The sequence below is a fragment of the Sphingopyxis sp. genome (assembly GCF_035686825.1).
Lineage (GTDB): Bacteria > Pseudomonadota > Alphaproteobacteria > Sphingomonadales > Sphingomonadaceae > Sphingopyxis.
Genome location: NZ_DASRYZ010000006.1, coordinates 255,878 through 277,949, shown reverse-complemented (window position 1 = coordinate 277,949; position 22,072 = coordinate 255,878). Strand labels below are relative to the sequence as shown.

Sequence of the window (22,072 nt, the reverse complement as noted above, 5' to 3'; positions counted from 1 at the left end):
CCAGACCGAGCGTGGAGAGAAGCGTCTCCGCCTACCCCTTCGTCATCAGTTTCATCGTCATCGCGGTCAGCGCCTCGGTCGCGGTCGAGATCACCGCGGGCGCGTCGGGCGCCCAGAAGGGCGAGTGGAGGCTCGGCAGCGTGCGGCCTTCCTTCTTCGCCGCGTCATATTCGGCCTGCGGCACCCCGCCGACCCACACGATCAGGCTCTTGATGCTCTTGTCCTCGCGCCCGAAGCGGCCGAAATCCTCGCCGCCCATCACCGGCGGCATCTTGACCACGCGTTCCTCGCCGAAGCTCGTCGTCAGGAACGCCGCCATTTCCTCGGTGAATTCGGGGGTGTTGAAGGTCGCGGGCGTATATTCGTCGCGCTGCACCGTCACCACCGGCATCCGGTCCTCGGGCACGCCCGCCGCGATCGCCTCGCCCTTCGCGATTCGCGCGATACCGTCCAGCAGATGGTCACGCACCGCATCGGTATAGCTGCGCACCGTCAGCTGCAGCCGCGCTTCGTCGGAAATGATATTATGCTTGGCGCCGGCGTGAAAGCTGCCGACCGTCACCACCGCGCTGTCGAGCGGGCTGACTTCGCGCGACACCAAGGTCTGGAGCGCGCCGACGATGCGGCTCCCAAGCACGATCGGGTCCTTCGTCGCCTGCGGATAGGCGCCGTGGCCGCCGACGCCCTTCACCAAAATGTCGACGCTATCGACATTGGCGAGCGCATAGCCCGGCGTATAGCCGATCTTGCCCGCGGGAAACTGCGCCGCGTCGTGGAAGGCGAGCACATATTCGGGTTTCGGGAAGCGCGTATAAAGCCCGTCCTCGAGCATCATCCGCGCGCCCGCGCCGCGTTCTTCGGCGGGCTGGCCGATCATCACCAGCGTTCCCGACCACTTATCCTTGTTCGCCGCCATCAGCCGCGCGACACCGATCCACGCGGTCATATGCGTGTCGTGGCCGCACGCGTGCATCACACCGGTTTCGACGCCTTCCTTGGTGGTGACACGCACCTTCGACGCGCCGGGCAGGCCCGTCTGCTCGGTCACGGGCAGGCCGTCCATGTCGGCACGGACCATCACGACCGGGCCGGGGCCGTTCTCCATCACCGCGACGATGCCGGTGCCGCCGACCTTCTCGGTGACCTTGAAGCCCAGCTTGCGCGCCTCGGCGGCGAGGATGCCCGCCGAGCGGACCTCCATGAAGCTGAGTTCGGGGTGGGCGTGCAGATCCTTGTAGATCGCCATCAGCGACGGCATCTGCTGCTCGACCTCGCCGCGCAGCGCCTGCGCCGCCGCGGGCATCGCGCCCGATACCGTCAAGGCCAGCGCCGCCGCGCCCGTCCACAAATTCCGCATCGTCTTTCCCCTGTTTGTCGGTTTTTCCGTTCGGACGGCCGGTCAGCCCGCCGGGACCAGTTCGATCACGTCGAGCAGCGATTCATACGCCGGCGCGGGCAGCACGAGCCGCCAGCGATTGTCGCCGATCCGTTCGATCAGCCCCGCCATGTCGCGCATCCGGTCGCTGCCGTAATTGATCGCCATCTCCTCGTCGCCGAGTTCGAGCGTGCCGAGGAAGACCTGGCGCTTCAGATTGTCGGGAAAGATAAGGCCCACCGGGCGCTGCGACCCCGACAGCTTGGTCAGGCTCGACAATCCCTGCTCGGGCGCGACGCGGCAGCGGAACCAGCCATAGGCGATATAGCCGAGCGCCCCGCGTCCCTGCGCGCCGATCTTGATGGTCCGGCAACGATATTCGCCCGCGGGCAGATGCGGGTTGGGCAAAGCCGCCATCGGCTGGAGCAGCGCACCCTCGCGGTCGATGTCGGCGCCGAAGCCCTTGGCGCGCGCGTCGGCGAGCGCCGCCTGCCAGCTGCTGTACCAGCCGCGGATCCGCTGCTTGTCGGCATCGGTCGCGGTCGCGCGCCAGGTGCCCGTCGCCTCGGACGGCGGCGCATCGGCCGACGACGGCGGAACGGATGGCACGGTACGGCAGGCGCTGAGGGCTATGCCGAGCGCCGCGGTTAAAACCCAAATGGAGCGACCCATGATTCTCTTCTCTCCCCGACCCCTTGTGGTTAACCTTAGGAGCGCAAAGGAGATTGCTCAAGGGCGGAGCGGATCAAGCCGCGGTCCAGCCGCCATCGACGCTGAGGTTCGCGCCCGTGATGTTCGCCGCCTCGTCGCGCGTGAGGAAGCTCGCGAGCGCCGCGACCTGTTCGACCGTGACGAACTGTTTCGTCGGCTGCCCCGCGAGCAGCACGTCGTTGATCACCTGCTCGCGCGTCATACCCCGCGCCTTCATCGTGTCGGGGATCTGGTTCTCGACGAGCGGCGTCCAGACATAGCCCGGGCTGATGCAATTGACCGTGATCCCGGCGTCGGCGACTTCGAGCGCGACGGTCTTGGTGAGCCCCGCGAGCCCGTGCTTTGCCGTGACATAGGCCGATTTGAACGGCGAGGCGACGAGCGAGTGCGCAGAGGCGGTGCCGATGATCCGCCCCCATTTCTTCCTGCGCATCCCCGGCACGGCGTGACGGATCGTGTGGAACGCCGCGGTCAGGTTGAGCGCGATGATCATGTCCCACTTCTCGACCGGGAAGTCCTCGACCGGCGAGACGAACTGCATGCCCGCATTGTTGACGAGGATGTCGACCCCGCCGAAATCCTTGTCCGCGCGCGCGAACATCGCCTCGATCTCTTCGGGCTTGGTCAGGTCGGCGCCGTCATAGCCCGCCTTGCCCCCGCTGATCGCCTCCAGCCCCTTGCGCTCGGCCTCGACCGCATCGGCGTCGCCGAAACCGTTGATGATGATGTCGGCGCCGTCGGCGGCGAAGGCTTTCGCGATGCCGAGCCCGATGCCCGAGGTCGATCCGGTGACGAGGGCGGTCTTTCCTTTGAGGCGCATGGTGCGGGGTCCTTTTCTTTGGGGGAGAGAAATCAGCCGGGGCCGGTGCCGGACTTGGGTTTCAGTCCGTCCGATTGCACGGCGAAGCTGTCCGACCGGCCTTCGGCGATGCTGTCGGCGAGCAGATGGCCATCCTTCATCGCCGCCTCGACCGCGTCGCGGCCGAGCGCCCAGTTGACCTCCATCGTCGAACGCGAAAATTCGAAATCGCGCGCGCCGGTCTGCCATGCAGGCGGCTCGTGGATGAGTTGCACGAGGTTGAGCGCCTTGCACTCGACCATGCGCCGGACCGCCTTGACTTCGGCAAGGTCGGCGAACTCCTCGGGCAGCTTCGCGAGCATCCGGTCGATCAGCCTATGCTCCTTGCGGCGGCGCACCAGCCCGTCCGAAATCCGCCGCGTCCGGCTCGAAAAGCGGATATCCTTCTCGCGCGACCAGGCTTCCTCAAGATCGTGCGGCCGCACCCCGCGCGCGGGGAACAGATCGACCTGAAACACCAGCATATCCTCGTTCGCCGCCGCAACGACATGTTCGAGCGGGGTGTTCGACACCAGCCCGCCGTCCCAATACCAGGTCCCGTCGATCTCGACCGGCGGCAGCCCCGGCGGCAGCGCGCCCGAGGCGAGGATGTGCCGCGCGTCGATCGTGTCGCATGTCGTGTCGAAATAGCGGAAGTTTCCGGTCTCGACCGCCACCGCGCCGACCGACAGCCGCACCTTGCCCTTATTCACCCGGTCCCAGTCGACCAGCCGGTCGAGCGTCGCCGCGAGCGGCGCGGTGTCATAGAAGCTCACCGCCTCGGGCGTCTGCCGCTCGGCGAGCGCCGGCGGCGGAAAGCGCGGGGTGAAAAAGCCCGGCACGCCTAACGCCATCACCTGCCCCGCCGCCGCCATATGCGACCATTCGCGCGCCCAGTCATTGTCGGGGGTCGGCAGCGAGGGGAGCGCCGACGACACGCCCTCCCAGAACTCGCGCATCTTGCCCACCGCCTGATCGCGCTCGTTCCCCGCGATGATCGCGGCGTTGACCGCGCCGATCGAAATCCCCGCGACCCAGTCGAGCTCGATGCCGAGGTCGATCAGCGCCTCATACACCCCCGCCTGAAACGCCCCAAGCGCGCCGCCGCCCTGCAGGACGAGCACGACGAGGTCGGGAAGCGGCAAGGCGGCGCGGGCGGCTCGGCGGGACATGGACTCGGGGGACAATCCTCTGACTTGGAGCGGCGCCCATGTTGCACCGCAGCACGCGCCATTGCAATGGCTTGTCGGCTGCGAACCCCCTTCCAATTGTCCGGCGCTGCTGTAACACTCGCGCCGGAACGACCTTGATGGTGGAGAAGCCCGATGCGCCTCGACGATTATGATCCCGGAGACGATATTCGCGATCTGGGCCGGGGCGGCGGCGGTTTCGGCGGCGGCGGAGGCGGCGGCCTCGGCGGGCTGCTGATCGGCTTCCTGCCGATGCTGCTCGGGCGCAAGATGGGCTGCGGGACGATCCTGCTGCTCGGCGCGGTGGCGTTCTTCGTGCTCGGCCCCGGCGCCAACATGCTGAGCCTGGGCGGCGGCACCAGCGACCCGATGGCCGACAGCCGCAGCGGCGCCAATGTCGCCTGCGACACCCAGGCCGAACGCTTCGCGTGCAACGTCTTCGGCTCGACGCATCAGGTCTGGGGCGAGCTGATCAGCGGCTATCAGAAGCCGACGCTCAACTTCTTCACCGACCAGAACCGGTCGGAATGCGGCGCGGCGCAAGCGGCGATGGGGCCGTTCTATTGCCCCGCCGATCAGGGCGTCTATCTCGACACCGCCTTCTTCCGCGAACTCGAACAGCGTTTCGGCGCCGCGGGCGACGCCGCGCAGGCCTATGTCGTCGCGCACGAGGTCGGACATCATATCCAGACGATCAGCGGCATTTCGGATCAGGTCCGCCGCGCGCAGGGGCAAAGCTCGCAGGCCGAGGGCAACCAGTTGCAGGTCCGCATGGAGTTGCAGGCCGACTGCTATGCCGGCGTCTGGGCATCGCGCGCACGCAACAGCGCCGGCCAGCCGGTGATGGAGGCGGGCGACATGGAGGAAGCGATGCGCGCCGCCAACGCGATCGGCGACGACACGCTGATGCGCTCGGCGGGCCAGCGCCCCGTCCCCGAAAGCTTCACCCACGGAACGAGCGAACAACGCATGAGCTGGCTGCGCCGCGGCCTGCAATCGGGGGACCCGCGCCAGTGCAACGCCTTCGATACCGCCATCTGACCGCCGCGCTCGCGGCGTCCCTTCTGGCGGCATCGCCGGCGTCGGCCGAAACCCTCTATATCGCGGCGGGGCGGCTGATCGACGGCGTCTCGAACGACGTCCGCACCGGCCAGTGCATCACGGTCGAGGCCGAGCGGATCAAGGCGGTAGGGCCGTGCGGAAACGCGCCTGCCGGCGCAACTCGGCTAGACTGGTCGGCCTTCACCGTCCTCCCCGGCCTGATCGACCTTCACACCCACCTCGCCGACCTCGGCCAGAGCGCCGATCACGCCGCGCCGATGAAGGCCTCGCCCGCCGAAACCGCGCTCGTCGGCGCGCGCAACGCGCGCGTCACGCTCGAAGCGGGCTTCACCAGCGTCCGCGACGTCGGCACCTATCGCGGCCTCACCGACGTCGCTTTGCGCAATGCGATCGATCGCGGCGACGTTCCCGGCCCGCGCATGTGGGTCGCGGGCGCCTATCTCACCATCCCCAAGGGCGGCGGCGAACTCAACGGCGTCGTCCCGAACGAGCAATTGCCGCCCGACATGCGCCTCGGCGTCGCCGCAACGCCCGAGGAAGCGGCGGCGAAGACGACATATCTGCTCGATCATGGCGCCGATTTCATCAAGACGATCGCCACCGGCGCGGTGCTCGCGATCGGCACCGAACCCGGCGCGCCCGAACTGACGCCCGAACAACTCCGCGCGATCGTGAAGGTCGCGCATGCGCGCGGCAAAAGGGTCACCGCGCACGCGCACGGCGCGATCGGCATTCAGAACGCGATCAACGCCGGGGTCGACAGCATCGAACACGCCAGCCTCGCCGACGAGGCGACGCTGCAGCTTGCGAAAAAGCACGGCACCTGGCTCGCGATGGACATCTACAACGGCACCTGGATCGACGAGGTCGGCACGAAAGAGGGCTGGCCCGAGGAATATCTGCGCAAGAACCGCGAGACGACCGACGCGCAGCGCGCCGCCTTCCGCCGAGCGGTCGAGCTTGGCGTCAACATCGGCTATGCGACCGACGCCGGCGTCTATCCGCACGGGCTCAACGCGCGCCAGTTCCGCAATATGGTCAAGTACGGGATGACGCCGATGCAGGCGATCCAGTCGGCGACCGGCCGCGCCGCCGGGGAAATGGGCCGCGACGACATCGGCGCGATCGTCCCGGGCCGCTACGCCGATTTCGTCGCGGTCAAGGCCGACCCGCTCGCCGACATCGGCGTGCTCGAAGAGATCGACCATGTGATGAAGGGCGGCGTGTTGGTGCGCTGACTGCCAGTTGCCGCCTTCCAGTCGTCACCCCTCTTCGACATCGTCACCCCGGGCTTGACCCGGGGTCCATTCACGCGACGCCGGGGTGGATCCCGGGTCAAGTCCGGGATGGCGACTTTTAGGAATGCTCGACCTCGCGCACCGCCTTCTTGCCGCGCACCTTTTTGACCGCAGCAATCTGCGCCCGCCCGATCCGCGACGCAGCATGGACCTCCGCCCGCGCGAGCAGCAGCGCCAAATCCTCGCGGCCGATGTCGAACGTCTCGCCCAGATCGGCGAGCGCCGCGTCGATGTCGTCCATCAACACCCCCGCCGACGCCGCCGCGACCACCGGCTTGCCTTCGACCGGCGCCGCGCGGTGCGGATAGCTGTGGCCCGAAAAGCGGTGAAAGGCCCAGCCCGCCGCGACGAGGAGCAGCGAATTGACGAGCATCGGCAGCAGCAAATGCGCGGCGTGCCCCGACTGCAGCGTATGGCCGCCGATCACCGCGCTCAGCGCCGCGGCGCCGCCCGGCGGATGCAGGCAGCGCAGCAGCGACATGATCAGGATCGCGCCACCGACCGCCAGCGCCGCCGCGACTGCCGGCTCCGGCACCATCCCCATAACGATCACCCCGAACGCCGCCGACAGGACATTGCCGCCGACGATCGACCAGGGCTGCGCGAGCGGGCTCGCGGGAACCGCGAACAGCAGCACCGCCGACGCTCCGACGGGCGCGACGATCCACGGCGTCGCCGCGGGGAAGAACAATATGCAAAACACGCCGACGACCGCGATCCCGATCAGCGCGCCGACGCTGCCGATCGCGCGGTCGCGCAGGCTCGCGCCCGCCAGCAGCGGCACGAACAGAAGGATGGTGGTGGTCGACAGCGCGCGGAACAAGCGATTCTCCTCTTTCGGGCCGCGCCGATGGACCAGAAAGGCGCTGCGATCCAGACAGCTTTGATTGGACCGCGCGAAGCTCGATTGAGAGCAATTGCGGGAAACCAATCATCTTGGATCGAAACACCCTCCCTCTTCGATCACGAAAGACTGCGAGCGACCGAAAGCTGCTATTAATCCTCCCTGTGGCCGCAGGCCATGGGGAGGGGGGCCGCCGCCGCAGGCGGTGGTGGAGGGGCCGCGACGGGTGCGCCATAGGCCCCTCCGTCAGCACTTCGCGCTGCCACCTCCCCATGCCTTCGGCACAGGGAGGATGTTTCTTTCATCGTCACCCCGGACTTGATCCGGGGTCCATGACTTCAACGCTGCGGTGGATCCCGGATCAAGTCCGAGATGACGAACGACTGGAAACCACCCCAAAACAGACATCGCGGCCACAGCTTGGCGACGTAACGACTTGATCACATACGCCGCGCGGCTAAACCGCTTTCATGCGAAACCATCTCCTCACCAGCGCGATCGCGCTCACCGCCGCCCTTTCCACCCCCGCCCTCGCCCGTCCGATGACCGAAGTCGACCTCGCGACACTGAAACGCGTCGCCGCGCCGACGGCATCGCCCGATGGCCGCTGGGTCGTGTTCCAGATGACCGAGACCGAGGCGGAGACCTACAAACGCTCGACCGGCCTCTGGCTCGTCGATCGCAATGCCAAGGACGCAAAGCCCGCCCCGATCGCCGACACCGCGGGCAAGAATGAAACCTCGCCCGCCTTCGACAAGGACGGCTTCCTCTATTTCCTCTCGAACGCCTCGGGCAAGGATCAGGTCTGGCGGATCGATCCCAAGGCGGGCGGCGCCGCGACGCAGGTCACCGACACCCACGCCGACGTCGCGGGTTTCAAAATCTCGCCCGACGCGACCAGGCTGCTCGCCTGGGGCGACATCGCGAAGGAATGCACCGATTTCGGCTGCGAGGCGAAGGACAAGGGCGCGCTTCCCGGTCCCGGCACCGGCCGGCTCTACAAGGATGGCGCGGGCTTCGTGCGTCACTGGGATCATTGGGAAACCCCCGGCACCTACAGCCGCCCCTTCGTCTTCAACCTTGAAGGCGGCAAGGCGACCGCGGCGCGCCCGGCCGACGCGGGGCTGATCGGCGACACCCCCTCCAAACCCTTTGGCGGCGGCGAGGAACTCGCGTGGGGCGCCGACAGCCGCACGGTCTTCTTCACTTTGCGCAAGGCCGACCGGAACGAGCCGATGTCGACCAACCTCGATATCTACAGCTGGCTCGTCGACAGCCGGATGGCGCCGGTCAATCTGACGCAGGACAATCAGGCGACCGACACGCTGCCGACGCCGTCGCCCGACGGCAAATGGCTCGCTTACGTCGCGATGGCGCGTCCGGGCTATGAGGCCGACCGGCTCGTGCTGATGCTGCGCAACCTCGAAAGCGGCGAGACGAAGAAGCTCACCGACGCGTGGGATCGCTCGGTCGGTTCGATCGCCTGGGCGCCCGACGGCAAGTCGCTTTACGTCACCGCGCAGGACACGCTCGAACATCCCGTGTTCCGCATCGACGCCGCGACGGGCAAGGTCGAGAAATTGAAGGCGTCGCCCGATGAATATGCGGGCAATATCGGCGATGTCACCCCGCTCCCCGGCGGCGCTCTCCTCTATTCGCGCAACAGCGCGCTTGCGCCGACCGACCTCTTCGTCCGCGATGCCAAGGGCAAGGTCGGCCAACTCACCGCGGTCAACGCCGACCGCCTCGCCGAATTCGACCCGGTCGAGCTCGAGCGCATCCAGTTCGCGGGCGCGAACGGCGACAAGGTGTGGGGCATGATCCTGAAGCCCGTCAGCCCGGTGCAGAAGCTGCCGGTCGCTTTCATCGTCCATGGCGGGCCGCAGGGCAGCTTCGGCAACAGCTGGTCGACCCGCTGGAACCCGCGCCTCTTCGCGCAGCAGGGTTATGGCGTCGTCACCGTCGATTTCCACGGCTCGACCGGTTACGGCCAGGCCTTCACCGACAGCATCAACAAGGATTGGGGCGGCAAGCCGCTTGAGGATCTGAAGCTCGGTCTCGCCGCGGCGGGCCAGCAGGATGCGCAGCTCGACATCAACAACGCCTGCGCGCTCGGCGCCTCCTATGGCGGCTATATGATGAACTGGATCGCGGGCCAGTGGACCGACGGCTTCAAATGCCTCGTCCAGCACGACGGTGTCTTTGATCTCCGCGCGATGGCGTTCGAGACCGAGGAACTCTGGTTCGACGAATGGGATCATGGCGGCCCGTGGTGGGAACGCACCGACCCCGAAAAATGGAACCCGGTCAATCATGTCGACAAGTGGAAGACCCCGATGCTGGTGATCACCGGCGAAAAGGATTTCCGCATCCCCTATAGCCAAGGCCTCGCCGCCTTCACCGCGCTCCAGCGCCGGAATGTTCCGTCGCAGCTGCTCGTCTTCCCCGACGAGAATCACTGGGTCCTGAAGGGCGCGAACAGCGTCCAGTGGCACCAGACGGTGTTCAATTGGCTGGGTGAGCATCTAAAGAAATAGGCGGACTTTTCTGCATCGCCACCCCGGACTTGATCCGGGGCCTGCCTTCTTGACGAAAAGAAAGGCGGGTGCCGGGTCAAGCCCGGCATGACGAGGTAGATAGGTCTGTTCCAGCTATCCCCCCTTGCCGCCCCGCGCCCCGGCTGGCAAAGGCGCCCGGCTATGCCGATGGAAAAAACATTCGATCCCGCCGCTATCGAGGCGAAATGGGCCCATGAGTGGGAAAGCCGTGGACTCTTCCGTCCCGCGCGCCCCGACGCGACGCCGTTCACGATCGTCAACCCGCCGCCGAACGTCACCGGCGCGCTGCACATCGGCCATGCGCTCGACAACACTCTGCAGGACGTGCTCGTCCGCTACGAGCGGCTGCGCGGCAAGGATGCTTTGTGGGTCGTCGGCATGGACCATGCCGGCATCGCGACGCAGATGGTGGTCGAGCGTCAATTGAACGAGCGCCAGCAAAAGCGCACCGATTTCACGCGCGACGAATTCGTCGACAAGGTCTGGCAGTGGAAAGCCGAAAGCGGCGGCCAGATCACCGGCCAGCTCCGCCGCCTCGGCTGTTCGATGGACTGGTCGCGCGAGCAGTTCACGATGGACCCGCATTTCACCGAGGCCGTGGTCAAAGTCTTCGTCGACCTGCACAAAAAGGGCCTGATCTACCGCGACAAGCGCCTCGTGAACTGGGACCCCGCGCTCAAGACCGCGATCTCGGACCTCGAAGTCGAATCGCGCGAAGTGCCGGGCCATATGTGGCATTTCAAATATCCGCTCGCGGGCGGCGAAACCTACACCTATGTCGAACGCGACGCCGACGGCAACGTCGTGCTGCAGGAAGAGCGCGACTATATCGCGATCGCGACGACGCGCCCCGAAACGATGCTCGGCGATGGCGCGGTCGCGGTGCACCCCGATGACGAGCGCTACCGCCCGATCGTCGGCAAATATTGCGAAATTCCGGTCGGGCCGAAGGAACATCGCCGCCTGATCCCGATCATCACCGACGAATATCCCGATCCGCATTTCGGGTCGGGCGCGGTCAAGATCACCGGCGCGCACGACGAGAATGACTATGGCGTCGCGCAGCGGAACAACATTCCGATGTACCGCCTGATGGATGAGGTCGCGGCGATGCGCGCCGACGGTGCGCCCTATGCAGAAGCCGCGGCGCGCGCGGTCGAGATCGCGAAGGGCGCGACCGCGACCCCGGCCGAGATCGACGCGCTCAACCTCGTTCCCGAGGAATATCGCGGGCTCGACCGTTACGAAGCACGCAAGCGCGTCGTCGCCGACATCGACGCCGAGGGCCTGATGGTCAAGGTCGAGGACAAGCTCATCATGCAGCCGTTTGGCGACCGCGGCGGCGTGGTGATCGAACCGATGCTCACCGACCAATGGTATGTCGATGCCAAGACGCTCGCGCAGCCGCCGATCCAGGCGGTGCGCGACGGCCGCATCAACATCGTGCCCAAAACGTGGGAAAAGACCTTCTTCAACTGGATGGAGAATATCCAGCCCTGGTGCGTCTCGCGCCAGCTCTGGTGGGGCCACCGCATCCCGGCCTGGTACGCCGACGACGGCCGCATCTTCGTCGCCGAGACCGAAGAGGAAGCGCGGGCCGAAGCAGGCGCGGGCGTTGTCCTCACCCGCGACGAGGACGTCCTCGACACCTGGTTCTCCTCGGCCCTCTGGCCCTTCGCCACGCTCGGCTGGCCCGAGAACACCGAGCTCCTCAAGCGCCACTACCCCAATGACGTCCTCATCTCGGGCTTCGACATCCTCTTCTTCTGGGATGCGCGCATGGCGATGCAGGGGATGGAGTTCATGGGCGAGGTTCCGTGGAAGACGCTCTATCTCCACGGCCTCGTCCGCGCGCCCGACGGCGCGAAGATGTCGAAGTCGAAGGGCAATGTCGTCGACCCGCTCGGCCTGATCGACCAGTACGGCGCCGATGCCCTCCGCTTCTTCATGTCGGCGATGGAAAGCCAGGGCCGCGACATCAAAATGGATGACGCGCGCCTTGCGGGCTACCGCAACTTCGCGACGAAGCTGTGGAATGCCGCGCGCTTCTGCGAAGCCAATGGCATTTCGGCCTCGACCAGCGTCGAAGCGCCCGCCGCGAAGCTCCCCGTCAACCGCTGGATCATCGGCGAGGTCGCCGCCACCGTCGCCGCGATGGAAACCGCCTTCGCCGCCTACCGCTTCGACGAAGCCGCGAACGCGATCTACAGCTTCGCGTGGGACCGCTTCTGCGACTGGTATCTCGAACTCATTAAAGGCGCGATCGACGACGAAACCAAGGCCGTCGCCGGCTGGGTGCTCGACCAGATCCTCGTCATGCTCCACCCCTTCATGCCCTTCATCACCGAGGAGCTGTGGACGGGGCTCGGCGACCGCGCGGACTATCCGCTGATCACCGCGAAATGGCCCGCGCCGAACGCAAAGATCGACGAAACTGCGAGCCGACAGATCGGATGGCTCATCGACGCTGTGAGTAGAATTCGGTCGGCCAAGACAGAATTGTCGATCCCACCGGGCCAGAAGCTTACGGCGTGGTTCTTGGCGGAGACGGACTTCGGCGAAGAAACTCTTTCGCACATCGAGGGGCTGCTGAGGCGCCTTGGCCGCCTGGAAACAATCAACCGTCCACTACATGGAAAGTTCGGCCTTCCGAACCATCCAGCCAGCCCGGACGGGCCCAGCATCGCAATGCCATTGATGGGTGGATCACTATTGATTCCCCTCGAAGGCGTCATCGACATCGCCGCCGAACGCGACCGGCTGACCAAGGCGCTCGCCGCCGCGACGAAAGAGCGCGACGGCCTCGCCGGCCGCCTGAACAATCCCTCCTTCGTCGAACGCGCCAAGCCCGAAGCGGTCGAAAAGGCGCGCGCCGACCATGCCGCCAAGGAGGCCGAGGCCGACCGCCTGACCGCCGCACTGGCCCGCCTGGGGTGACGGACGGCGAGGCGCCCGTCACGCCGACGCCCGTCGCGGCGGCGGCCGACCCCGCCGCGAGCCCGGTCCCGCCGCGCCAGACCGCGCGCGGCGGCGGGCGGATGGACCTGACGCAAGGCCCGATCACCAAGACGCTGGTCCTTTTCGCGCTGCCGACGCTCGCGTCGAACATCCTCCAGACGCTGTCGGGCTCGGTCAATGCGATCTGGGTCGGCCAGTTCCTCGGCGAGGGCGCGCTCGCCGCGACCGCCAATGCGAACATCATCATGTTCCTGATGTTCGGTGCCTTTTTCGGCTTCGGCATGGCGGCGACGGTGCTCATCGGTCAGTCGATGGGCCGCGGCGATATCGACGCGGCGCGCCGCGCGACCGGCGGCGTCATCGGCCTCGCGCTGATCTTCTCGGTCGTGATCGCGGTGGTCGGCTGGTTCGCGTCGGACCGCATCCTCGGCTGGCTCGAAACCCCGCCCGAAGCCTTCGCGCTCGCGCATGATTATCTGCGCGTCACCTTCCTCGCCGTCCCCGCCTCGATGCTGTCGGTCACGCTGATGATGGCGTCGCGCGGCGCCGGCGACGCGATGACGCCCCTGCGCTTCATGATCCTCGCGGTGGTGCTCGACATCGTCTTCAACCCGGTGCTCATCCTCGGCCTCGGCCCCTTCCCGCGCCTCGGCATCGCGGGCAGCGCGCTCGCCACCGCCGCCGCCGGCACGATCAGCCTCGCGGGCATGATCGGCTGGTTTTATGCGAAGAATCACGTCCTCCGCCTGCGCGGCCACGAACTCGCCTATCTCTATCCCAAATGGTCCGAACTGCGCTTCATCATCGGCCGCGGCCTGCCGATGGGCGCGCAGATGCTCGTCATTTCGGGCGCCGGGCTCGTGATGGTCGGCCTCGTAAACCGCGAGGGGCTCGTCACCGCCGCCGCCTATGGCGCGACGCTTCAGCTCTGGAACTATATCCAGATGCCCGCGCTCGCGGTCGGCGCCGCTGTCAGCTCGATGGCGGCGCAGAATATCGGCGCGAACCGCTGGGACCGCGTCGCGTCGGTGACGAACAGCGGGATCATGATCAACCTCGCGATGACCGGGGTGCTGATCGTCCTCCTCCTGATCTTCGACCGCGCCGCGCTCGCGCTCTTCCTCGGCAGCGAAAGCCCGGCGATCGACGTCGCGCGCAATATCCAGCTGATCGCGACCTGGACCTTCCTGCCCTTCGGCACGACGATCGTGCTGATCAGCACCTTGCGCGCCAACGGCTCGGTCGTCCCGCCACTCGTCATCCTTTTCCTGTCGATGTTCCCGATCCGCCTCGGCATCTATTATTTCGGTTACCCGATGGTGGGCAGCGACATCCTCTGGTGGAGCTTTCCCTTGTCGTCGCTCGCCTCGCTCGCGATGGCGTGGGCGATCTACCGGCGCGGGGGCTGGCGCCGCACGCTCCCGCAACCCGCCGGCTGATCGGCGGCCGCTTTCGACCAAGGCCCGCGCAGCTTCGACTGGCGGCCCGGCGCCCGCTAGCCATCGACCGGCTTTTGCCGCTAAAGCAACGTCAATGAATGTGACAAACCGCAAAGACGCGCTGCGCGACCAGCGCGCGAAAATGCTGGCGGCGGCGCCCGACTGGCGTGCCTCCGACGCCCGCGTCAATCCGCGCGTCGCGATCGGGTCGATCATCGCGATGTGGGTGATCTATTTCCTGATCACGACGGGGCTCGCCCTGCTCACCGGCGCGCCCGAACAATGGTCCTATGCCGGCCGCCGCGCGATCGTCGTCATCGCGGGCATATTGTGCACCTTCGTCCTCTATCAGCTGCTCCAGCGCGCGCAGCCGCAAAGCTTCGGCGCGCGCCTCGCCGCCGCGATGGGCGCCGCGGTCCCGCTCGTCGTCGTCTATGCGACGATCAACCTGTTGGTCTTCTTCTACTGGTTTCCCGCGCCCGATACCGCAAAGATCATCGAGGAAGTGCAGTCGAAATTCCCCGTCGCGTGGGAAATGATGCTGATCCTCGACAGCTCGATCCGCTGGTATTTCTTCTTCGCCGTCTGGGCCGCGCTCTATGTCGCTTTCGGCTATGCCAATGAAATGCGCGCGGTCGAGCGGCGCGCCAACCATTTCCGGATGGAAGCGCAGACCGCGCAGCTGCGCGCGCTCCATTATCAGGTCAATCCGCACTTCCTGTTCAACACGCTCAACTCGCTGTCGACGCTCGTGCTCAAGGGGTCGAAGAGCGAGGCCGAGACGATGATCATGAACCTCTCTTCCTTCCTGCGCTCGAGCCTGGCGGTCGATCCCGAACAGCTCGTCAGCCTCGACGAGGAAATCGCGCTCCAGCGCCTCTATCTCGACATCGAACAGACGCGCTTCCCCGACCGGCTCCAGGTCGAAGTGACGATGCCCGACGAGCTGAAGAACGCGTGCGTCCCGGTGCTGATCCTGCAACCGATCATCGAAAATGCGATCAAATATGGCGTCGCGCCCAGCAAGGGAAAAATCGCGATCCGCCTCGCCGCCAGCGCCGAATATGGGCTGCTCATCCTGCGCATCGAAAACGACATCGACCCCAGGGCGCCGGTTCCCGCCTCGGGCACCGGCCTCGGCCTCGGCAATGTCCGCGAGCGCCTGCTGACGCGCTATGGCCCCACCGCCGGCTGCGAATGGGGCCCGTCGGACGATGGCGGTTTTGTGGTATCGCTGTGGCTGCCGCTGGCTAGGGAGGCTTGCTGACCCTCATGATACAGACGCTTCGCACCCTGATCGTCGACGACGAACCGCTCGCGATCGAGCGGCTCCAGATATTGACCGGGCAGCAGGACGGCATCGCGCTCGTCGGCACCGCCAGCGACGGCGCCTCGGCGCTGCGCATGGTCGACGCGCTCGCGCCCGACCTCGTGCTGTGCGACATCGCGATGCCCGATCTCAACGGGCTGGAGGTCGCTGCGGCGATCGAGCGAATGGACAATCCACCCGCGGTCGTCTTCGTCACCGCCTTCGATCGCTATGCCGTCGCGGCGTTCGACGTGGCCGCGGTCGACTATCTGCTCAAACCCGTGTCGCCCGATCGGCTCGCGCGCGCGCTGTCGCGCGTCCGCGAATGGCGCGCGACCGAACGCATGCCCGCACAAAAGAGCAAGTGGATCAACGAATTCTGGGTGCAGAACCGCGGCGAGATGCTGCGCATCGACGTGGGCCAAGTCGACCTGATCGAGGCCGAGCGCGACTATATGCGCCTGCACGTCGGCGGCCGCAGCTGGCTGATCCACCAGACGATCAAGTCACTCGAAGCCCGCATGAATCCCGACCAGTTCATGCGCATCCACCGGTCGAAGATGATCCGCCGCGAAGGGATCGTCGGATTGAAACATCATGGCGACGGCGCGTGGAGCGTCGATCTGGGCGAAGGCGGCGTCCACCGCATCGGCCGCACCTATCTGCACGACGTAAAAGCGATCATGCACGCCTGACGAAAAGACGTCATGCCGCCAGCTTGCCGGAAAAGGTCGGCTTTGGGGTAGGAAGCGGACGTCTCCTACCTTCGTCATCCCGGGCTTGACCCGGGACCCGCCTTCCTCCTGCACAACGTCGAAAAGGACAAGGCAGGCCCCGGGTCAAGCCCGGGGTGACGAGAGCCATCATGGCGGCAATCGGTCGGCAGCGGATATTCCCATGTTCCGTTCGTGTCGAGCGACGTCGAGACACCCATCGAAAGAACACTTAGCCCGAGGGGCATCTCGACTTCGCTCGATGCGAACGGATATTTTAAGGCGCAATGTACGCTTCCGCCCAAAAAAAGACGGCCATGCCGCCGGGGCATGGCCGCCTCTTGGGACAACATACGGCCGTTAAGGGTCAGGGAGCGGCGACGACCACCGGCCCTTGGCCGGCCAGCCGCGTGCCGCCGCCATTGAACAGCGCGGCAAGCTTCGTTTCGGCATCGCGCGTCGCGTGCGCCTTGCACTCGCGCTCGGCGACGCGTTCGCGCAGCGTCACGCGGCCGGGCAATCCGCAAACCTTCTGAACGGCCATCTTGACGCGGGTCGTCAACCGTTCGCGCCCGCGTTCGCTCGACAGGTTAAGATCGTCATACGACACGGTCACGCTCCGCGTGTCGTCTTGCGCGAAAGCGGGGGCAGCGAGGCCGGCCGTCGCCAGCGGCACTGCCAGCAGCATCAGGGAAAAATTCGCCATGGGGGAGTCCTCTCTACAAGGGATGCGGGATACCGGATCGCGGACCGGGGAGACCGTCTTCCGATATCCCGCAACACGGGTGATACCCCCTGGACGTCATGGGATTCATCTTTGGATCGATCGGGGCGAACGGCCGCTCGATTTACGGACGAAGTGCGTCCATCCGTCGACGAATGGCCGGCGGCGGGGCAATATCATGGCGCTGGGGTTGCATTGAACATACGCTTGGGGCCAAATCGGCCGGTGGCGAGGAAATTATCTTTCGCGGCGAGTCGACGCGGCGAACTGCTGGTCCGCTTCCTGCTGCTCGCGCTCGCCGGAACGCTCGCCGGGGTGCTGCTGGGCGAAGAGAGTGCCGAACCGCTCGTCGCAGCGCGTGCGCGTGGCGGCGATGATCCCGCCTCCTATGCGCAGTACAGCGCCAATCCCGACGCGCGCGTCCCGCAGGGCGAAACCGCCGCCCCGTGCTTCGCGTGCCCCGACAGCTATGGCGTCGCGGCCCGGCTTCGCGCCAAACGCGAGGCGAGGATGGCGGACGCTTTCCGCGACCTGGGGGCGGTCGACATGGACGCGCCGCTGCCGGACGAACCGGCCCCCGAACCGCTCGACGACGGCTACCAATATGGCGGCCGCTTTCCCGACCCCGGCCCGCGATTCGAAACGCTCGCACCCGAAGGCGGCGACATGATCGGGCCCGCGATCGCCGCCGACGCACCGCCGATCGAAAGACCCGGCGCGCCGACGGCGGAATATTGACGACTCAGCGCGGCGGCACGGGCGCCGGCGGCGCGCAGCGCGTCGTATCGCCCGCCTTGCACGCCGCGACATCGGCTTCCCATTGGATCCGTTCCTCGGCCGACATGGCGGCGACGCGCGCCTTTTCGGCCTCATAGGCCGCGGTTTCATCGGTATAGACCTGCTGGTCGTGCGCCACCTGCTGCTGCGCCGCCGACACTTCCTGTGCATAGGTCGTGTTGTCGGAGCGCGCGCGCGCGGCCTGTTCGGCGTTGAGCCGCGCCGTATTCGCGCGCTCCTCCGGCGTCGTGCCGTCGGGCGCCTTCTCTTCGGCGGCGGGCGCGGGCGTCGCTGCGGGTTCGGTGGCGGGGGCCGCCTCGGGCGTCTGCCAGGCCATCGCCTGCCCCGAAGCGAGCAGTGCGAAGGCGGCGGTTGCCGTCCAAATCATCCTGGTCATCGAAGTCACTCCTTCAAATCATTCCTGTCCGGCGGTCGAACGCTTGGTCCGGTGGACCGTTCCCGCCGATTTGACCTCGGGCGGAGCAGTCGTCATGCTGGGGTTCACCCTGTCCGATCGGCCGCCCCTTTGCCAGCACCCCCGAAACACGCCCTCCCGAAACATCCGCTCAATCGTCCGGTGTTTTTCACGCCGCTCGCCGTGCTGCTCGCCGCCGTCGTCCTCAGCCTGTGGCAAGGCGCCGCCGTCGTCGCGGCGGAAACGGCGATCAACGACTGGATCCTCCGCAACTTCTCGCCGCTCTTCGCTTGGGCGGGGATCGGCTTTCTGGCGCTGCTCGCCGCCATTGCGCTCTCGCCGCTCGGCGGACGGATCATCGGCGGGCCGGGCGCGACACCCATTCTCTCGCGCTGGCGCTGGTTCGCGGTGACGCTCTGCACCACGATCGCGACGGGCATCCTCTTCTGGGGCGCGGCCGAGCCCTTGTTCCATCTCAACGATCCGCCCGCGATGCTGGGGCTCGCGCCCGGCAGCAACGCCGCGGCGACCTTCGCGATGTCGACGATGTTCCTCCACTGGACGCTGACGCCCTACGCGATCTACACCGTCGCCGGGCTCGCCTTCGCGCTCGTCTATTACAACCGCCGCGAACCGTTCAGCCTGTCGTCGCTGTTCGTCCCGCTGCTCGGCCAGCGCGCGCACGGGCCCGTCGGCACCGGCATCGACATCGTCTGCCTCTACGCGCTCGTCGCGGGAATGGCCGCCTCGCTCGGCGCCGGCCTGCTCGCGCTCGCGGGCGGGGTCGAGGGGATCGGCGGTTTCGACGGCGGCACCGCGCTGCGCTGGGCGATCGCGACGGCGATCGTCGCGAGCTTCCTCATCTCGGCGGCGACCGGCCTGCAAAAGGGCATCGCCGGCCTTTCGGTGCTAAATACCTGGATTTTCTTCGCAATTATCGCCTTCGTCCTCCTCGCCGGCCCGACCGCCTCGATGCTCGACCTCGCGCTACGCGGCACCTTCGACTACTTTCAGACCTTCCTCCCCCGCAACCTCGGCCTCGACGTCGACACCGGCTGGCACCGCCAATGGACGATCTTCAACTGGGCCAACTGGTTCGCCTGGGCGCCGGTCACCGCGCTCTTCCTCGGCCGCCTCGCGGTCGGATACAGCGTCCGCGCCTTCATCCTCTATAATCTGATCCTGCCCTCGCTGTTCGGCGCAGTCTGGATGACCGCGATCGCCGGGGCGACGATCGCACTCGACCAGCAAAGCGGCGCCGGCCTCTATGCGATCCTGACCGCGCAGGGCCCCGATCCCGTGCTGTTCCGCCTGTTCAGCGCGCTCGGCGGCGGCCCCGTCGTCGCGGGAATCGTGCTGTTCGCGATCTTCCTCTCCTATGTCGCGGGCGCCGATGCCAATGTCTCGGCGATGAGCGCGCTGTCGACGCACGGCATCTCGCCCGAGCGCCCCGAGGCGCCCTTGTGGGTTCAGGCGGTGTGGGGCGTTACCGTCGGGCTCGTCGCGCTCGTGCTCGTCGCGGGCGGCGGCATCGACGGCATCCGCATGATGTCGGTGCTCGGCGGCTTTCCCGCGCTGTTCGTCATCGCCGGCGCGGCGCTCTCGCTGACTGTGATGGCGGTACGGGGACGGCACGAAGCCGCCCCCGCCCGGTCCTGAGAAAGGGGCCTCAGGACTACCAGATTTTCGTGCGCGCCTCGGGCGTCAGATAATATTTGGCGCCCGCGTCGACCCCGAACGCCTTGTACCACGCATCGACGTTGCGCACGGGACCGATGATGCGCCAGCGCGCGGGGCTGTGCGGGTCGCTCGCCACCTGTTGCTTGATCGCATCCTCGCGCGCCTTGTCGCGCCAGGCCTGCGCAAAGGCGAGGAAGAAGCGCTGATCGCCGGTCAGGCCATCGATCACCGGGGCCTCCTTACCGTTCAGCGAGCGGTGATAGGCGTCATAGGCGACCTCCAGCCCCGCCAGATCGGCGATATTCTCGCCCATCGTCAGCTCGGGATTGATGAAGGCGCCGGGCGCCGCCTCATAAGTCGCATATTGCGCGCCGAACGCCTTCGCCTGCGCATCGAAGCGCGCGGCGTCCTCCGCCGTCCACCAGTCGCGCACCGCGCCCTCGGCATCGATCTTGCGGCCCTGATCGTCAAAGCCGTGCGTGATCTCATGGCCGATCACCGCGCCGATCGCGCCGTAATTGACCGCATCATCGACGCTCTCGCTGAAATAGGGCGCCTGCAGGATGCCAGCCGGAAACACGATCTTGTTCTCGAGCCCGCCATTATAGGCGTTCACCGTCTGCGGGTTCATCGCCCATTTCTTGCGATCGACCGGCTTGTTCAGGTCCGACAGCGCATAGGCATATTCGAAGGCCGAGCTCCGCTTCACATTGCCGTAAAGGTCGGCGGGGTCGATCTTCAGCCCCGAATAGTCACGCCATTTGTCGGGATAGCCGACCATCACGTCCATCTTCGCGAGCTTCGCGAGCGCCGCATCCTTCGTGGCGGGCGCCATCCAGCTATTGGCCCGGATACGATCGCCCATCGCGAGCTTCAGGTTCGCGACGAGCCTCTCCATCTTGGCTTTGGCGCTCGCCGGAAAATATTGCTTCGAATAGGTTTCGCCGACCAACTCGCCGAGGCCGCCGTCGACGATCGTCAGCCCGCGTTTCCAGCGCGGACGCAGCTCGCCGACCCCGCTCAGCGCCTTGGTATATTCGAAGCGGCTGTCGACGAACGCCTTGTCGAGATAGGGCGCCGCATTGTCGGCGACGTGGAACTGCTGCCACAGCTTGATGGTGTCGAGCGGCGTCTTGGCATAGAGCGCCGCGATATCGCGTATCGCGGTCTTCTCATTAACGATGATGCGTTTCTGCGGCGCGATGCCGGCGCCATCGAACCACGCCTTCCAGTCGAGCCCCGGCGCATAAGCGGCGAGCTCGTCCGACGACATCGGGTTGTTGATCTTGCCGATGTCGCGGCGATCGGCGATCGCCCAGCTGACCTTCGCGATCTCGGTCTCGAACGCCATGATCGCGTCGGCCGCCTTTTCGGGATCGGCATTGCCCGCCATCTTCATCGTCCGCGCGATATAGGCGCGATAGGCGTCGCGCTGCGGCTTGAAGCTGTCATTGAGATAATAGTCGCGCTCGGGCAGGCCGATCCCCGCTTGGCCCAGCCACAGGACGTTGACGGTCGGGTCGGCGGTGTCCGCGTAAGGACCGCCGCTGACGATCGTCGAGCCGAAGGTGCCCTGCGTTTCGCCCATGAAACGCGCCATAGCGTGCTTGTCCTTGATCGCGGCGACCGCGGCGATGTCCGCCATCAGCGGCTTTGTCCCCAGCGCCTCGACCCGCGCCTCGTCCATGAAGCTCTGGTAAAGGCCGCCGACCTGACTCGTGGCCGGCGCGCTCGTGACAAGCTGGCGAAGCTGGCGCTGGGTAAGGTTATAGACGTCATAATCGACCCCCGCCGAGGCCTGGTCGGCCGGGATTTCGGTGCGAGCGAACCAGCCGCCGTTCGCATATTTATCGAAATCGTCACCCGGCTTCACCGAGGTGTCGCGCGCGCCCAGATCGACGCCCCACTTACCGAACGTCAGCGCCGTCAGCGCGCTTTCCGCCGACGAACCTGCCTCGCCAACGTCAGCCGGCGCCTTGAGTGCGTCGCTCGCATTGCTATCGTTCGCCAACGCCGGTGTTGTAATCAACGCTACCGCCATCGCCAGTCCCGCGACGCTCGAAGTGAAATTCTTCATATCCCCAGTCTCCCGTTCCCCGGCGCCGCGTGTGGACGCGGCGCGCATGGCCATCCTTGTCCGCCCGCCACGCCGGAGGGTCAAGCGAGCGGCCCGACGCTGGT

17 protein-coding genes are annotated in these 22,072 nt (G+C 66.6%); 9 read left to right on the top strand and 8 right to left on the bottom strand.

Annotation, left to right across the window (positions count from 1 at the left end; genetic code table 11):
* Window positions 1-31: 31 nt before the first annotated feature.
* The 4 genes from VFG17_RS14760 to VFG17_RS14745 form a co-directional block, all read right to left on the bottom strand.
* On the bottom strand, window positions 32-1,357 hold the full coding sequence (locus VFG17_RS14760) for an amidohydrolase (protein ID WP_325030134.1): 1,326 nt from the start codon (window positions 1,355-1,357) through the stop codon (window positions 32-34).
* Window positions 1,358-1,399: 42 nt separating this feature from the next.
* The gene (locus tag VFG17_RS14755; RefSeq protein WP_325030133.1) at window positions 1,400-2,047 is read right to left on the bottom strand and encodes a DUF4893 domain-containing protein; all 648 of its coding nucleotides are present in this window, start codon (window positions 2,045-2,047) and stop codon (window positions 1,400-1,402) included.
* 73 nt (window positions 2,048-2,120) lie between these two features.
* Window positions 2,121-2,906 (bottom strand): 3-hydroxybutyrate dehydrogenase, encoded by a 786-nt coding sequence (locus VFG17_RS14750; RefSeq protein WP_325030132.1) that lies wholly within the window; start codon window positions 2,904-2,906, stop codon window positions 2,121-2,123.
* A gap of 32 nt (window positions 2,907-2,938) precedes the next feature.
* Window positions 2,939-4,096, bottom strand: a complete 1,158-nt coding sequence (locus VFG17_RS14745) for a patatin-like phospholipase family protein (protein WP_325030131.1) — start codon at window positions 4,094-4,096, stop codon at window positions 2,939-2,941.
* 153 nt (window positions 4,097-4,249) lie between these two features.
* Between VFG17_RS14745 and ypfJ the strand changes: the two genes are divergently transcribed.
* Both ypfJ and VFG17_RS14735 read left to right on the top strand, forming a co-directional pair.
* On the top strand, window positions 4,250-5,155 hold the full coding sequence (gene ypfJ / locus VFG17_RS14740) for a KPN_02809 family neutral zinc metallopeptidase (protein WP_325030130.1): 906 nt from the start codon (window positions 4,250-4,252) through the stop codon (window positions 5,153-5,155).
* Window positions 5,128-6,414 carry a metal-dependent hydrolase family protein gene (locus VFG17_RS14735; RefSeq protein WP_325030129.1) on the top strand — a complete coding sequence of 429 codons (1,287 nt, stop codon included), beginning with the start codon at window positions 5,128-5,130 and terminating at the stop codon, window positions 6,412-6,414. Before ypfJ ends, VFG17_RS14735 begins: the two co-directional genes overlap by 28 nt.
* A gap of 118 nt (window positions 6,415-6,532) precedes the next feature.
* Here the strand turns inward: VFG17_RS14735 and VFG17_RS14730 are convergent, their stop codons facing one another.
* The gene (locus VFG17_RS14730; protein ID WP_325030128.1) at window positions 6,533-7,297 is read right to left on the bottom strand and encodes an HPP family protein; all 765 of its coding nucleotides are present in this window, start codon (window positions 7,295-7,297) and stop codon (window positions 6,533-6,535) included.
* A 491-nt stretch (window positions 7,298-7,788) separates the two neighbouring features.
* On the opposite strand from VFG17_RS14730, the gene VFG17_RS14725 reads away from it, so the two are divergent.
* The 5 genes from VFG17_RS14725 (at window position 7,789) to VFG17_RS14705 (ending at window position 16,277) form a co-directional block, all read left to right on the top strand.
* Window positions 7,789-9,855 carry a S9 family peptidase gene (locus tag VFG17_RS14725; protein WP_325030127.1) on the top strand — a complete coding sequence of 689 codons (2,067 nt, stop codon included), beginning with the start codon at window positions 7,789-7,791 and terminating at the stop codon, window positions 9,853-9,855.
* Window positions 9,856-10,017: 162 nt separating this feature from the next.
* On the top strand, window positions 10,018-12,813 hold the full coding sequence (locus tag VFG17_RS14720; protein ID WP_325030126.1) for a valine--tRNA ligase: 2,796 nt from the start codon (window positions 10,018-10,020) through the stop codon (window positions 12,811-12,813).
* Window positions 12,810-14,273: an MATE family efflux transporter gene (locus tag VFG17_RS14715; protein ID WP_325030125.1), complete on the top strand. Its 1,464-nt coding sequence runs from the start codon at window positions 12,810-12,812 to the stop codon at window positions 14,271-14,273. Before VFG17_RS14720 ends, VFG17_RS14715 begins: the two co-directional genes overlap by 4 nt.
* Before the next feature lie 94 nt (window positions 14,274-14,367).
* Window positions 14,368-15,540, top strand: a complete 1,173-nt coding sequence (locus VFG17_RS14710; protein ID WP_325030124.1) for a sensor histidine kinase — start codon at window positions 14,368-14,370, stop codon at window positions 15,538-15,540.
* A gap of 5 nt (window positions 15,541-15,545) precedes the next feature.
* On the top strand, window positions 15,546-16,277 hold the full coding sequence (locus VFG17_RS14705) for a response regulator transcription factor (RefSeq protein ID WP_325030123.1): 732 nt from the start codon (window positions 15,546-15,548) through the stop codon (window positions 16,275-16,277).
* A gap of 385 nt (window positions 16,278-16,662) precedes the next feature.
* Here VFG17_RS14705 and VFG17_RS14700 read toward each other — a convergent pair whose 3' ends face one another.
* Window positions 16,663-17,001, bottom strand: coding sequence for a UrcA family protein (locus VFG17_RS14700; protein ID WP_325030122.1), 339 nt, complete (start codon window positions 16,999-17,001; stop codon window positions 16,663-16,665).
* Between the two features lie 243 nt (window positions 17,002-17,244).
* Here VFG17_RS14700 and VFG17_RS14695 point away from each other — a divergent pair, with 243 nt between their 5' ends.
* Complete coding sequence (locus VFG17_RS14695; protein WP_325030121.1) at window positions 17,245-17,757, top strand: hypothetical protein; 513 nt, start codon at window positions 17,245-17,247, stop codon at window positions 17,755-17,757.
* Window positions 17,758-17,761: 4 nt separating this feature from the next.
* Here VFG17_RS14695 and VFG17_RS14690 read toward each other — a convergent pair whose 3' ends face one another.
* Entirely contained in the window at window positions 17,762-18,193 is a 432-nt protein-coding gene (locus tag VFG17_RS14690) for a hypothetical protein (RefSeq protein WP_325030120.1), read from the bottom strand.
* 180 nt (window positions 18,194-18,373) lie between these two features.
* Here VFG17_RS14690 and VFG17_RS14685 point away from each other — a divergent pair, with 180 nt between their 5' ends.
* The gene (locus VFG17_RS14685) at window positions 18,374-19,870 is read left to right on the top strand and encodes a BCCT family transporter (RefSeq protein WP_325030119.1); all 1,497 of its coding nucleotides are present in this window, start codon (window positions 18,374-18,376) and stop codon (window positions 19,868-19,870) included.
* Between the two features lie 16 nt (window positions 19,871-19,886).
* Here VFG17_RS14685 and VFG17_RS14680 read toward each other — a convergent pair whose 3' ends face one another.
* Complete coding sequence (locus VFG17_RS14680) at window positions 19,887-21,968, bottom strand: M13 family metallopeptidase (RefSeq protein WP_325030118.1); 2,082 nt, start codon at window positions 21,966-21,968, stop codon at window positions 19,887-19,889.
* Window positions 21,969-22,072: the final 104 nt, after the last annotated feature.